Here is a 15,454-nt window from a genome sequence, read left to right as displayed (position 1 = left end):
CCTCAAAGCTCGGGTAAGGTATCGCCAGTCACTTTCTGGCGTTCAATCCCTAGCATATCCAACAAGTTGTCAACTGCCCCGGCATAACGCACCGCGGCATCCCAGGCATCGTAACGTGCGGTAATCGCCGCATTCTCAGCCTGTAATACATCCTGCTCCACGCTCAGTAAATCGTTCAGACTGCGTTTACTCAGACGGTATTCATCCTGATAGACGCTACGCGCCTGCACCGCACTAGACTGTTGAGCTTCACTGGCCTGTTGGCGCTGTTGTGCACCAATCAGATCGGCATAAGCGGTAGAGGCCTTTTGATTCACATCCAACTTACTGGCTTCCAGTTCAGCCAACGAATTTTGGCGATCCCCTTCGGCAGCCTCAACTTTAGCGCCGGTTGCCCCGCCCTGATAAAGCGGCGCATCTACCACTAATTGCACGCGATCGTCCCAATAGGAACCATTGTTGTCGCCATAACGGGTACGCCCGGCTTGCACCGAAACCGTTGGCCAATACTGCGCCTTAGCCTGTCGAATACGTTGTTCTGCCGCTGACTGTTTAGCCTGTGCGCTGCGAACCGCATTATTTTGCTGGTAGGGTAAAGATTTTATGGTGATTTTTTGATTGAGTAGATTCTTGGGTAAGTCTGGCAAGGTGTCCGCCATCACGCCTGTTAGCGCCATCAAGACCGCCTGTGATGAACGCACCTGCGCCTGATATTGCTGATAAGTGGCATTCATGCCATCAATGCGGCTATCCGCCTGTAACACATCCGACTGTGAGCTTAATCCGGCATCCGCGCGCATTTTAGCCATATCCCGCACCGTTTTAAGTGAGGCTAAATTACGCTGAGCGGCCAAAGCCAGTTCCTGATAGCGTTTTACCTGTAAATAACTCTGTAGCGTCAGCTGCCCGACGTTGTTGAGCGTACTATATAGTTGGTAGTTATAGGCTTCCGTCAGGTTTTGTTGCTCATCAATGCTGCCGCCGGTTTTACCAAAATCGTAGATCAACTGTTTCAAGTTGACACCAAGCGAACCATTATTATTTAACGAACCAGATGAATCCGTTTGATGCGTACGACCCACGCCGCCTTGTAAGGACACTTGTGGAAACCAAGCGCTTTCGGCACCGGTCAGATTGGCATTTCCTACCCGAATTTGGGCAGCCGCCTGAGCAATTTGCGGGTTACGACCAAACGCCCGCAAAATAGCTTCATGAATAGAAAGGCTGTCCAGTTGCTGCTCGCTGGGTGCAGCTTGCCACTGATACTCATCATCAGCATAGACCAGTGGAGAGGCAATCAATAACCAACAGCTTAAACTTCCATACAGCCAAAAACGTCGACGATATTTCAACTTCTTACTACTCTGCCCAGAGAGTAACCCATACTTGATGCACTTCATTTATCCCACCTTAAGGTGATGATTGTTATAAATAATAGTGTTACATGCCTAACGCTTAAAATACCGTGATGCTGTTTGCTTTATCACTCCTTAAATAACGTGAATATCAAATGGTTCCCCCGTATTTACCGGTGCGACAATCAGCCGCACCGGTATACTGGCTAGTTAAACTAAATTGACGTGTAAACCTTGCTGTACCAGAACATCGCCTAAGGTATTCATGCCTTGAGATGAGTTATGATAAACATCGTAAATCACGCCGTTAACCACGCTCTGACCACTGACATTCCAGATATCACCCTGTCCGTGTACCAAATTCACCTGATCCCCTGCGGAGCCTTTAATCAGCAGTTGATCCTGCGCGGTATCCTTCACGGTTAATGACTCCTGCAGGTCCAAGGTAATACTGTTGTTGCCACCGCTGCCCAAATCGAAGATTTCGATACCGGCAATCTTGCCTGCCAGTTGGGTAAGATCCAGATTCATATTAGAGCCTTCCAGAATCAAGGTATCGATACCCGTTCCACCATCGATAGAGGTAAAGCCCAGCGAGCTAAGGTGAATCACATCATTGCCGCTGCTACCCTGCACCGACTCACCACTGTTATGGCTACCGTCGGCCAAATCAATCGTTACGCCACCAATGGTAAAGGTAGTCGAGGTTGATGTGGTTTGCGTACCGCTAGACGTATTATCCTCCGGTGCTAAAGAGCTGGTGCTCGTTGACAGACTGTTGTTGGTCGTCGTATTCAAGGAATCCGTCGATGTATCCAACACCAGAGATTCCATCATTGGTGCAGCCAGCAGCGTTGGTTCTGGCGCTGGCAGAGTCAGCGCAGTTCCCAGACCTAATGTGGCCTCAAAAATATTCCCTGCCTGATCTTGTGCGGACAACTCCAGAATAGGCGTCAATAGATTCAACGACAGCAGTTGCAACAGTGTCAGGCTAAGCGTGGCGCTCCAGTTACCATTGGCATCGGTACGCGCCGTTACTGAAGCAATGTTGAGCAATGAGATTTTCACCTCGGAGTTAGGCAGCAGATTGAGTGAACCGCCACCGATGGTGAGTCCCTTAGTCAATAAGTTGCTAATGTTCAGCGTAGTCAATGGGTTATATGACAGCAGTGGTGGATTCAGTTTAACCACGATATCGCCACCATCGATGGTTTTACTGTTGCCAACCTTATCAGTGACGGTAACACCAACGTGTAATGTTCCATCATTCAGTGCATCCAAGACGCTTGGTGGTAAATTCAGCGACCAAGTACCGTCCGGATTCACCGTGGCGTTATAGTTGGTGGTGCCTAATGTTACCGTTACGCTGCCACCAGCCGCGTTAGTCACCGTCCCGCCCAGCGTCTGAATGATGCCAGCCTCAGAGATATTGAGGAATCCATCGCCGCCAAATATCGAACCCAGCGTAATATTCGGTAAAGTCTGGGTAATGACATCCAATACGCCACTGGTACTGGCAACATTGCCAAGTACGTTAGTCAGCGTAGCGCCAATGTTGAAATTACCGTCGGCCAGTCCAGACAGAGCCGATGACGGCACGCTCAGCGCCCAGCTTCCATCTGCCGCGACCGTGGCACTATAAGTGACACCGGCCAGCGTGACTTGTACCGTAGATCCCGCCGCATTTGTTGAATGACCGCTGATCACCTGAGCACTCAGGATGTCATTGGCATTCAATCCACCGTCGCTAAAAATACTGTCCAGCGTCAACGTCGGCAGTGCATGGATTGAAACCTGTAATCCTGCACTGGCCGAAGCCGTATTGCCTGCCGCATCTTTAGCCGATACGCCAACGGTCAGATTGCCATCCAACAAGCCTTGCAAATCTAGCGGCGCTATCGACAGGCTCCATTTACCGTTGCTATCTACCGTTGTCTGGTAAGTAGAACCGCCCAAAGTGATAGTCAACTGTGTACCCGCTGTCAGGTTGGTTACCGTACCGCTGATCAACTGAGAGGTCAGCAAATCGCCGACGCCCAGCAAGCCATCGCCAAAGATCGAGCCAATGGAAATGGTCGGTAGATTATGAATAATGGTACTCAGCGAAGCCGATGCAGTATTGGTATTACCAACGGCATCCGTAACAGTGGCGCTAATGTTGAGTGGACCATCCGGCAGTAGGCTTAGAATTGAGCCTGAAACCGAAGTGCTCCAGGTACCATCCGGATTAATGGTGGCATTAAGTAGATTCCCACCCACATTAACCTGTATTGTTCCGGAGGTCAGGTTAGTCACCTTACCGCTAATTAACTGAGCAACCGCCGACTCCGCCTGATTAAGGAAGCCATCGCCGTCAAACAACGAGTCCAGCGTCACGACTGGCAGATTCTTCAATCCAACCAGTAAGTTAGCACCTATGGTATTGGTGTTACCGTCAGGTGTGGTAATGGTAATGTTTGCCGTCAGCGAACCATCCGGTAACTGTGTCAAATCAGATGGTTGAACGGTAATCTGGAAGGTGCCATTTGCCAGAGTGAGAGCGGTAAAGATTTTCCCTCCCAACGCCACGCTGACAGTACTTCCCTCCGGCGCATTTGCCACCGTGCCGCTAATCACCTGAGCCGTCGTAGCATCCAGCGCGTTAAGCAGACCATTGTCAAACAGCGAAATGGTATCCAACACGGGTGCCAGCAGATCCAACTTCAGTCCGGCGCTTGCCGTTGCCGGGTTGCCAGCCACATCGTTGGCCGTTACGGAAACGGTGATATTCCCGCTGCCCAGTCCTTGTAAAATCTGAATAACTGACGGCGTTAACGCCACACTCCAACTACCATCAGATCCAACCGTCGCGTTAAGCGTTGGAACGCCGGCGATGTTGATATCGATGACCTGTCCAGCCAGTCCTGTCGCCGTACCGCCAATCGATAACGCGCCCAGCAGATCGTTAAGGCTTAAGATACCGTCACCAAACAGAGGATTAAGATGAATCACCGGCAGATTATGGGTAATAACGCCCAGATCGATACTCTGCTGTACAACGTTACCACCGGCATCGGTAACGGCTACCGATACTTTGGTAAGCCCATCCTGTAGCGCGGCCAGATCGAGAGGCGGTATTGATACTGACCAGCTACCGTTAGCATCAACAGTGACGTTAGTATAGGTTTTCGTCCCTAGCGTCACGCTGACTGTAGTACCCGGAGCCATGTTGCCGATCGTACCGCTAATCAGTTGGGAAGCACCTGCTTCTAACTGATTGAGGAAGTTATCTTCAAAGGCAACGATTGAATTTATAATCGGCAGATCCGTCAGCGCCAGCTTGGTATGCACAATCTGGTTAACAACGTTGCCGTTAGCATCGGTAATACTGAAATCCAGATCCAGCGTATTGGCGGTCAAGCCTTGCCACAGGTCAGGCGTCAGATTGATGCTCCACTTGCCGTTGTTACCTACATTCGCAGTGAAGGTTTGTCCCAACAACGTCACGCTGACCACCGCGCCGTTATAGTCGCCGGTGGCCGTTCCTGTCAGGGTCTGAGTTAACAGTGACTCGACCAGATTCAAAATGCCGTCTGATCCAAATACGTCATCAACGCCAGCACCCAGTGACGAGTTAAGCGCCACGTCCAGTCCGATGTTAACCGATGTCACGTTACCTGCTGCATCACCGACGCTAACGTTGATAACCTGCGGACCATCCACCAGCGTTTGTAATTGCAACGTTGGGAAATTAACGTGCCAATCACCATTACCATCCACCAATGCCGTTAAGGTCAATGGCCCCAGTTTAACGGTGACCGTATCACCCGGATTACCTTTACCCCCCAACGGCAGCCCTAACAGAATCTCGGCAGCAGTCAGAACATCACCAACACCTAAGACATCAACCGACAGCAGCGGTGCCACGGTATCCACGGTAATAGGATGTGGAACGGTAGTGACGTTACCCGCTTTGTCCACCAGAGTGACCACGATATTTTGTGTTCCCTGTGGCAACGAGCTCAGGTCGGCTGAAGAGATTGGAACACTCCAGCTACCATTGGCCTGAATCACGGCATGATAAGTATGGCCATTCAGGGTTATCGTTACACTGCTGCCAATTTCACTGCCGGTTCCGCTCAGAATTTGAGCGCTAGCGGCTTCAGTTCCATTGAGTACGTCATTACCGGCAAAAGTACCAACCGTCAGTGTTGGTGGTATGCGATCCACCAAAATACTGGTCGATGTTGATGCTGTCTCAACTAGCAGCGAGGTTGCGGTTGCCGTTAACGTATAAACGCCGTCTGGCAATAATGCAATCCCCCCTGGAATAGTGATGCTCCAACGGCCATCCAATCCAATAATGGTTGGTGGGATAATCAACCCGCCCAACGTCAGGGTAACGGTCTCTCCTATCATGGATAGAGCCGCAGTACCGCTAATAGTCACTGATGGTTGTAGCGATTCCGTCAGGTTAAACGCGTTATCAACCGCGACCGGATCCAGCGTCAGGAATGGCGTTGGCACAGCGTTATTCACCGTCAGATTTACCGATGGTGCCGCTGCACTATTGCCAGCTATATCCTCCACGCTAACGTTGATTGTTCCGCTGGTCAGCGTCGCCAGATCGACCGGCGCAATCGCCAATGACCAGCTACCATCCAACCCTACCGTGGTGGTAAACGATTTACCACCAATCATGATAGTGACCGTTTGACCGAATTCAACGTTGGTTGTCATACCGCTGAGAATCTGCGTTTGCTGACTCTCGGCATAGTTCAGCGTGTTATCACCAGCAAACGGATTAACCGTAATAGTTGGTGGCGTCAGTGAGAAATGGGCATAACTGGTGGTGCTGTTGGTATTCAGCGCCTCATCGGTTACGCTAACCACAATCGCTTTATCGCCGCTGCCCAGCGTAATCAAATCGCTGGATGACAAGTCTAGCGACCAAGTACCGTTGGCATAGACCGTAGCGGTATGCGGCACGCCGCCAACCGTCACCGTCACCGTCGCTTTGGTCGGGTCGCCGACCACATTCAACAGCCCTGTTATGGTTTGGCCACTGCTGGCCTCGCTGATGTTTAAATAGCTATCGTCAAACGGCGTGGCTAACGTTGGCTGAGGCAAGGTAAATTGTGTGCTGAAAGACTGACTCACGGTAGTACTGTTACCGGCAGCATCCGTTGCCGTTACGCTGAGGGAATGGGTTCCATTACCCAACGCCGACAGCGCATTAGCAGGAATGCTAACCGACCAGTTACCGTTAACATCTACCGTTGCCGGATAAGTTATTCCATTAAGGTCAACCTTGAGCGTAACACCCTGACCTCCGCCCACGATGCCAGTTATACCGGTCACAATGGCAATTTGTCCGGCTTCGCTTAGGTTAAGAATTCCATCACCAAACGGTAGGTTAATGACCGGTGTTGGTGCCGTCAGCAACGAATTGAAACTGAGATCCTGCTGAGAGTTGTTACCCGCACTGTCGGTTACGCTAACGTGAATATCATGGCTTCCACCACCCAGTGTATTAAGCGCGGTGCTGTCCAGCGCAACGCTCCACTGTCCGGTAGGCAGTACCACGACCGTCTGTGGCACGCCATCAATGGTCACCACCACAGTTTGACCCGCACCCGTTATTCCGGTATTTCCAGAAATCACCTGTCCGCCAACGGCGTTGGCTTCGGCAATACTTAACAAACCATCGACAAATGGTGTATTAATCGTCGCATTAGGCAGCGTATGGGTTAATACATCCACCGACTGAACAACGCTAACCTTATTGCCTGCGCTATCGGTTGCGGTAATAGTTATCGGCCAAGTGCCGTCCGGTAAGCCCAGTAAAGTGGCGGAATCCAGCGGCAGACTCCAGTTACCGTTATTGTCAACGTCTGCCGTCAACAATACACCGTTGATGCTGATCGTTACCGTTTGGCCTGCACCTGTGATATGAGTTGAGCCAGTTAATTCCCCCCCGGATGAAGCTTCACTAAAGTTCAGAATGCCGTCAGTAAACGGTAGATCAAGGGTTGGTGCTGGTAAGGTATGTATCACCGACGTAAAGTTGACGCCCGTACTGGTGGTGGTATTACCCGCCGCATCAGTCAAGGTTACACTAATAGTATGGCCACTATCCGCCAAAGCCAGTAACGTCGCCGGTGGCAACAGTACCGTCCAGTTGCCCAGTGCATCCACCAGTCCTGGGTATTGTTGGCCATCCAGCGTAATAAACACGGATTGACCGCCGCCAACCAAACCAGATGTTCCGGTTAGCACCTGACCAACCGTTGCTTCAGCAAGGTTTAGGACATTATCGATAAACAGTGGAACGCTAAGGGAGGCCGTCGGTTGCAAATGCACCAGCGCCGTCAGCGAACCATTTGCCGAGGCCGGGTTGCCAAAGCTGTCTGCGGCGGTGACCGAGATAGAGGTTAAGCCATCCGCTAACAGTAACAGCGCGCCGGCAGGAATGTTCACACTCCAGTGTCCATCGGCCGTCACAATGCCGCTAAACTGTTGATTGCCAATGGTGACGCTAATTGGTGTATTAGCCGCCAGATTGGTCGCCAGTCCGGATAGTGAACCACCTGCCGTCGCTTCAGCAATATTCAGCAAGCCATCGGTAAACGGCTGATCCAACGTTAACGTTGGCAAATTACCGGTTGCAATGGTTAAGTCCAGCGCTGTGGTGGTGGTATTACCCGCACTGTCGGTTACCGACAGACCTATGCTGACATCGCCCTGCGGTAATGCCAACAGTTCGGCAGCAGACAAGGATAACTGCCAGTGGCCGGAGCCATCCGCGGTGACTTGGGTGGTGACGCCATTAATGGTGATATTTACCGTTAAGCCCGCGTCGGTAGTCCCTGACAAAACCTGACCCGCCAGAGCAGCAGCTAGGTTAAGCACGTTATCCAGCGTAATATCGCTAACGCTCAGCAATGGCGGTAGCGTATCAACCTGAATAGCATGAAGTACTGTTATGTCATTACCCGCTATATCACTCACCTGAACCGAGATATTCTGCGAGCCCTGCGGCAAATTCTGCACATCGGTAGCGGATACGTTTACCGACCAATGCCCCAACGCATCTACAGCAATCGGATAAGGTATTCCGTTTAATGTAATGGTAATAATCTGCCCTTCAGACACATTATGAGTAAATCCACTAATCGTCACACTACTCTGTGACTCTAGCTGATTAATGATGTCATTTTCGGCAACGGCATTAATAAAGATTTGCGGTAAATTAGCCGCCGTAGCAATCACGGTGACAACATGTACATCCTGCGCTGGGTTGCCACCGGTATCAGTGACGCTGGCATTGATGTTGAGTGGACCATCCGGCAATAATAAAACGTCCTCAGCCGGAATCTCATAGCTCCAGCGACCATCCGCCTGAACGGTAGCCGTATAGGTTTTACCATTCAACAAAATAGTGACTTGCTGATCGGCTTCAACGAACGTTGTGGTACCGGAAATAACCAGTTTGGCCTGCGCCTCATTGGCATTAATGTAGTTATCCTCGGAGATAACGTTGATATGCAGACTTGGCAGATTATGCGTATCCGCGCTGAAGTTTACTGGTGCGCTAACGGTGGTATTTCCTGCCGCATCGCTTAGCGTTACGCTAACGCTATGACTGCTATCAGCCAATGCCAGTAGAACTGCTGGCGGCAACGGAACTGACCAATTACCCAAATTGTCTACCGTGCCGGTATAGGTTTGGCCATCCAGCGTAATCAATACCGTCTGACCGGCGCCGACCAATCCTGAGTTCCCGGTTAAGATTTGTCCGCTGGTCGCTTCGGCAAGGTTTAAAATATTATCGATAAACAGCGGCGTGGTAATCTCCGCTATCGGTGATAAATTAACCAGCGCCACCAGAGAACCGTTAGCTGAAGCCTCGTTACCAAAGCTGTCTGAAGCAGTGACGCTAATGGATGTAGTGCCATCGGCTAACGATAACAGTACGTTCTCTGGAATAGAGACGCTCCAATGACCATCTGCGTCTACCGTTCCGGTGAAACTTTGATTGCCAATCATAACGTTGACAGCGGTGTTGGCCGGCAGATTAGTCGCCAAGCCAGTGAGCGTACCGCCCGCCGTCGCTTCTGCAATATTAAGCAGGCCATCGGTAAACGGCTGATCCAACGTCAACGTCGGCAAATTACTGGTTCCCACCAACAGCTCAATCGGTAAAGTACTGGTGTTGCCTGCTGCATCGGTCACCGACAGTTCGATGCTGTTTGCACCCTGTGGCAGAGATAGCAGGTCAGTACCCGATATCTCCAGTTGCCAGTGACCTGTGCCATCCGCTGTCACCTGAGCGACTTCAGCCCCGTTAATGCTAATATGTACCGTTAATCCTGGCTCGGTCATCCCAGACAGGATTTGACCCAATGATGCTTCAACGAAGTTAAGAATATTATTATCAGCGACGACATCAACTTCGAGTAACGGAGGCAAAGTATCGACGGAAATACCATGGGTGGTACTGACGCTATTTTCAGCAACGTCACTCACCTGTACAGTGATATTTTGTGCGCCCTGTGGCAGATCTTGTATCTGATCGGCAGGGACATCTACCGACCAGTTGCCTGACGCATCAACAATCGCGGTATAAGTCACGTTATGTAGCGTAACGGTAACCGTCTGCCCCTCGGTGACGTTCTGAGTCGTGCCGCTAATGGTCACTGTACTCTGCGCCTCTTGCGCATTAATAACATCATCGTCAGCAACGACATTAACCTGAATCTGCGGCAAATTCTCGGCATCGGTAATCACTGTCACATCACGAGAACCCTGAGCGACGTTGCCAGAAGTATCGTTTACCGTGGCATTAATCGTCAGTTTACCATCCGGTAATTGCTGAACATCTTCAGCTGGCACGTTATAACTCCAACTGCCATCCGCCAGAACATCCGCCTGATAGGTTTTTCCATTCAGCGTGATAGTGACTTGCTGATTAGCTGCCACATGGATAGTTGTACCGGAAATCACTAACGCCAACTGCGATTCAGCCGCGTTAATGTAGTCATCTCCAGAAGTAATATTGACGTGGATAGTTGGTTGATTGGCCGCAGAGGCATTAAGCTGAACCGGCACATCCAGCGTAGTGGTATTTCCCGCCGGATCGCTGATGCTGGCGGTCAACACGAGTTGTCCGTCAGGGATATTGCTTAAGTCGCCAGCCGGAATCGTAATGCTCCATATTCCACCAACGCCAACAACACCGGTATACGTCATTCCGTTAGGCAGAGTGATCGATACCGTTTGCCCAACCACATCCAATGAAGCGGTGCCTGAAACCTCGATCGGTGCCAGCGCTTCCGCAGCATTAATCGTATTGTCTCCTGAGATATCATTAACATTCAGCGAAGGAGACGCTTTATCTACCTGTACATTACTGACTAAAGTATCGCTATTACCTGTAATGTCATTAACGGTGACGGTAATCGGTAATTGGCCGTTATCAACCAACGCCAAACTTCCAGCCGGTAACGTGACCGACCAGTTACCCTGACTGTCAACGGTTCCGGTATAGTCTTGACCGCCAATATTAACCGTCACGCTCTGCCCGTTGCCTAACACACCGGTTGAGCCACTCAGCGTTTGTACGCTATTCGCTTCCTGTAAATTAAGCACACCATCGCCAAATGGTGTATTCATGGTGACATCAGGCAAAGCATGAGTAATCACGGTAAAATCGTGTGTACTGCTAACCGGATTTCCTGCATCGTTTAACGCAGAGACCACAACACTGGCACCACCATCAGCAATCGCCTGCGCATCAATGGCTGGAATATGGTAACTCCAGGTACCGTTGGCCAGAACGGATGTAACATAGGTTTTACCGTTTAACATGATGGTCAAATTGTTGGTACCCGCAGGGACGCCAACCGATGTACCACTAATGGTTAAACCTAACTCGGCTTCACTGAGGTTGACAAGATCGTCACCGGTAATCGCATTCACCGCCAGTGAACCAAGCTGAGTATTCACGATAATATTATGGCTATCGATTCCAATATTACCGCTCAGGTCGCTCACGCTAGCCTGTAGGGTATAAGAACCATCGCTTAACAGAGCCAAATCAGCCGACGGCACCTTAATTGCCCAATGACCCGTGGCATCAACCACGCCCTGATAGGTTTTTCCATCAAAGGTCAAGGTAACGGTTTGGCCGGTTTCGACATAATAGGCGACACCTCTTACCCACTGATCGGTTTGTTGTTCTGCTCCGTCCAACACATCGTTGCTGGCAAAAGAATCGATACTAATCACCGGTGGATACAGTGGATTGCCTGAAGACAGAATATCGTGTTGGCTCGTCGTCTGATTACCGGCCTTGTCCGCCACGCTGAGCTGTATGGTTAAATTACCATCCGGCAAAGCCTGTAAATCGGCACCAGGAATGTTCACGCTCCAGTTGCCGCTGGCATCAACAATGGCGCTGTAGTGTTTACCATTGAGGGTAATATCAACCGTCTGTCCCGCTTCAGCCCCAATCGCCGTACCGGACAATGTTTGATCAATCTGCGCTTCGGCAATATTGATTCGGTCGTCACCGGTAAACGGATTTACGGTCAACACTGGGGCGAGAGTATCAATACTTGTCGTCGCCACCACCTCAGACTGGTTACCGGCTATGTCGGTTACCGTCACGCCAAACTGGAGTGGACCCTCGGATATTTGTTGCAACTGGCTCGGAGACAGGCTCAAGCTCCAATTACCGTTAACATCAACGATAGCGTTATAGTCCACATTGTTAAAATGAACCACCACCGTTTGCCCGGCTCCGCTAATGCCAGTTGTTCCCGATAGCAACTGAGCACTCTGTGTTTCCAGAGCATTCAAAACATTATCGCCAAAAGGCGTATTGATGGATGGATCGGGTAACGTATGGGTCAGGACGTTAAAGTCATGGCTGCTGCTTAACGTATTACCATGTTGATCGATAACGGATACGGTAATCGTGGCAGTACCATCTTGCAACGCGGATAAATCCTGAGGCGAAATCTCCGCTTGCCAACTACCGTCCGGCAGCACTAACGCAATATATTCTTTACCGTTTAGCGTGATCGTTACCGGTTGTCCAACATTAACCTGACTGGTACTACCGCTAATCATAACCGGCGACTGGGCCTCTGTTTGATTGAGGTAGTCATCTCCAGCAACGGTATTGATAGCAATACCACTAACACCGTTAACCACAGTAAAATCATGGCTCGACTGAACGGTTTGTCCAGCCAGATCGGTGACGCTGACTTGGATGGTGGTATTACCCTGACTTAGCACCGACAGCTCAGCCGCAGGCAGGATAATGCTCCAACTACCATCAGCCAGTACGTGAGTGGTATAAACCTGACCATTCAGTACCACGGTGATCAAGCTACCCGTTTCAGCATTAGTCGTGGTGCCGCTAAGCGTTTGGTTAACTTTTGCCTCAACATTATTCAAAATATCATCACCGGCAAAAGTGTGAATTGCCAGCGTTGGTAAGCTGTTTTTAACGTCGAACGGTAAGGTAGTTTGTGTGGTATTTCCTGCCGCATCCGTGAGTGACATATTAATCGTGTGGCTACCGTCTGACAGTTTTTGCAGGTCGGTTGCCGGAATATTGACACTCCAACTGCCATCTATTCCTACGGTGGCCTGATAAGAGACACCGTTCAAGGTGATCATCACCGTTTTTCCATGATCGGCTATCGATGCCGAACCGGAGAGGATTTGCCCACCCGTTTCTTCCGACGCCGTCAGGATGTTGTCACCGGCAAACGCCTTAACCGCCAGCGTAGGTGCCGTGGTATCCACGACCACTGATCCGTTGAGCTCCCCGGGGTTACCGGCCACATCGGTCACTTTAACGCTGAGTGATGCATTGCCATCGCTCAGCGCCTGAAGATCTTTGGCGGGAATCAGAACCGACCATTGTCCGGCCGCATTCACAAAGGCAACGTAGCTTACCCCTCCCAGGGTCACCACCACGCTTTGTCCAGCACCGGTGATTCCTGTGGTACCGGAAATAATTTGATTTACGCCACTTTCAGCCAGATTAAGAATACCGTCACCAAACGGTGAATTTAGTGTAGGTTGTGGAGATTGATGAGTAAGGACGGTAAACGGATGATCGGCAGTATAAGTATTACCTGAAGAAACCACCGTTGCCGTCACGGTTATCACACCGTCCGCCAACAGTTTTAAATCGGCAGGTGGAACCCCAACACTCCAGTTACCGGCAACGTCTACTACCGCATCATAACTTTTACCATTGAGCATAACGGTAACATGGGTGCCGGCAGGCACGCCGCTGGTTACCCCGTTGATAGCCAATACCTGTGTGGCCTCAGTTGCGCTCAAGTAATCATCAGATGACACGATGTCAATGGCAATGCCGGATAGCGAAGTATCCACGGTAATCGTATGGGTGCTCTCTGCAGTCTGTCCCGCACCGTTGGTCACTACTGCGGTGATGGTATGCGGGCCATTAAATAATTGCTCCAGAGAACCCGGTGGAATCACTATATGCCAGGTTCCATCCAGATCAACCTCTGCCAAAAATGTCTGACTGTTACTACCGCCCGGTATACGGGTTAGCGGATTGTCGTTGCTGATGGTAATTCTCACCGCGCTGCCCGACTCCACATTCACCGTGTCACCGCTTAGCACCTGACCGGTTTTCGATTCCGCGCTATTAATAATATCATCACCGGCAAAGGTATTGATTGAAATCGCCGGTTCAGTAGAGACAACGGTAATCGACTCATTCGCCGTTGCACTGTTACCTGCTGCGTCGCTAACTTTGGCGCTCAGGGTATAGTTGCCGTCGGCCAAGCCTTGCAGATCCACAGAAGAAACGCTGGTTGTCCAATGACCTTCTGCATCGACCACTGCAGTATAAGTTTTGCTACCTAAAGTAATGGTCACCGTTCTGCCTTCTGCACCAACAGCGGTTCCACTGATAATTTGAAACGCACTTCGCTCTGCGCTATCCAGAATATTATCGCCAGCAAAGGCCGAAATAGTGACAGTTGGAGGAACGGTGTCAACGGTGATAGCGTGCGAATCCTGCCCGGTTTGCCCAGCCTGATTACTAACGCTGACCTGAATGGTGCCTGTCCCTTGTGCCAGATTTTGCAGATCCGCCGCTGGAACGCTGACCTGCCAGCTGCCGTCAGCAGCAACCTGAGTGGTATAAGTTTTACCGTTTAACGTAACAGTGACCGTTTGGCCTGCTTCAACATTGGTCGTGGTGCCGGTAATCAGTTGGCTAACCTGGACATCAGCCTGATTAAGCTTATCGTCACCGCCGAGAGCAGTTATTTTAACCGTCGGCGCTTTAGGCTCGGCGACACCACCACCATCGTTATTGCTGCTGTGTCCACCACCGCCACCACCGCCAGTACCAGCCGCAATCGCTACGCCAGCACCAACAGCCAGAGCAGCTAATATCCCGGCCAGTGCACCGGCAGAAAGGTCGGAACCCTCAAACAGGCTACCTGTCACTGCCGCATAGGTTGGTGAGATTGCCTCAGCCGTTGCAGGCCCAGGAAGATCGGCTAATGGGAATATTGCGCGATATGCTTCATTGTCATCAACAAATATCAGTTCACTGTGCTCACCATTTTGGTCTAAAAAGAAAAAACGTTGATAGCGTACTGTCGAGCCATCTTTCATATGAACAATCAGGTCATCGCCCTGCCGCTCATAGCTGGCAACCAAATCTGGATTACCATGAATTTTTACTACACTAGATTGGGTTAACGTAATAACCCGACTTCCTTGAGAATAATGCGCCAATTGTGCACCGCTACCCTGGGCTACCACATCGACAGTTCCTAACACGTTATTTTCCTGAGCCATGTACCACCTCTTACCTATGAGTTAAATGCAAAATACGACGACAAACCACGCCAAGAAAACTTCCCGCAAGGTTAAAAACCAAAGGAAGTCAAAACTTGGCCCAGGAATAAATTCACAATCCCTTAAAAAATAATAAATAAAGCTGAGTAACTATTTTGTTTTATTAAGTAGATATATAGGCAAGGTTTGGCATTTAATCAAAGAAATATTACGAATAGACAATAAAAATAAATAACGCATGAAATTAAAAT

2 protein-coding genes are annotated in these 15,454 nt (G+C 50.3%); both read right to left on the bottom strand.

Annotation, left to right across the window (positions count from 1 at the left end; translation table 11 throughout):
* Positions 1 to 2 precede the first annotated feature (2 nt).
* Positions 3 to 1,400 carry a TolC family outer membrane protein gene (locus BMZ28_RS07825; RefSeq protein WP_074822128.1) on the bottom strand — a complete coding sequence of 466 codons (1,398 nt, stop codon included), beginning with the start codon at positions 1,398 to 1,400 and terminating at the stop codon, positions 3 to 5.
* 165 nt (positions 1,401 to 1,565) lie between these two features.
* Positions 1,566 to 15,203 carry an Ig-like domain-containing protein gene (locus BMZ28_RS07820; RefSeq protein ID WP_074822124.1) on the bottom strand — a complete coding sequence of 4,546 codons (13,638 nt, stop codon included), beginning with the start codon at positions 15,201 to 15,203 and terminating at the stop codon, positions 1,566 to 1,568.
* Positions 15,204 to 15,454 lie beyond the last annotated feature (251 nt).

The organism is Pragia fontium DSM 5563 = ATCC 49100, assembly GCF_900112475.1.
Classification (GTDB): domain Bacteria; phylum Pseudomonadota; class Gammaproteobacteria; order Enterobacterales; family Enterobacteriaceae; genus Pragia; species Pragia fontium.
This window is presented reverse-complemented; position numbering and strand designations above follow the sequence as displayed.

Excerpts from the sequence above, each read along its gene's own strand:
- BMZ28_RS07825 (WP_074822128.1), bottom strand. The coding sequence starts at position 1,400 with ATGAAGTGCATCAAGTATGGGTTACTCTCTGGGCAGAGTAGTAAGAAG.
- BMZ28_RS07820 (WP_074822124.1), bottom strand. The coding sequence starts at position 15,203 with ATGGCTCAGGAAAATAACGTGTTAGGAACTGTCGATGTGGTAGCCCAG.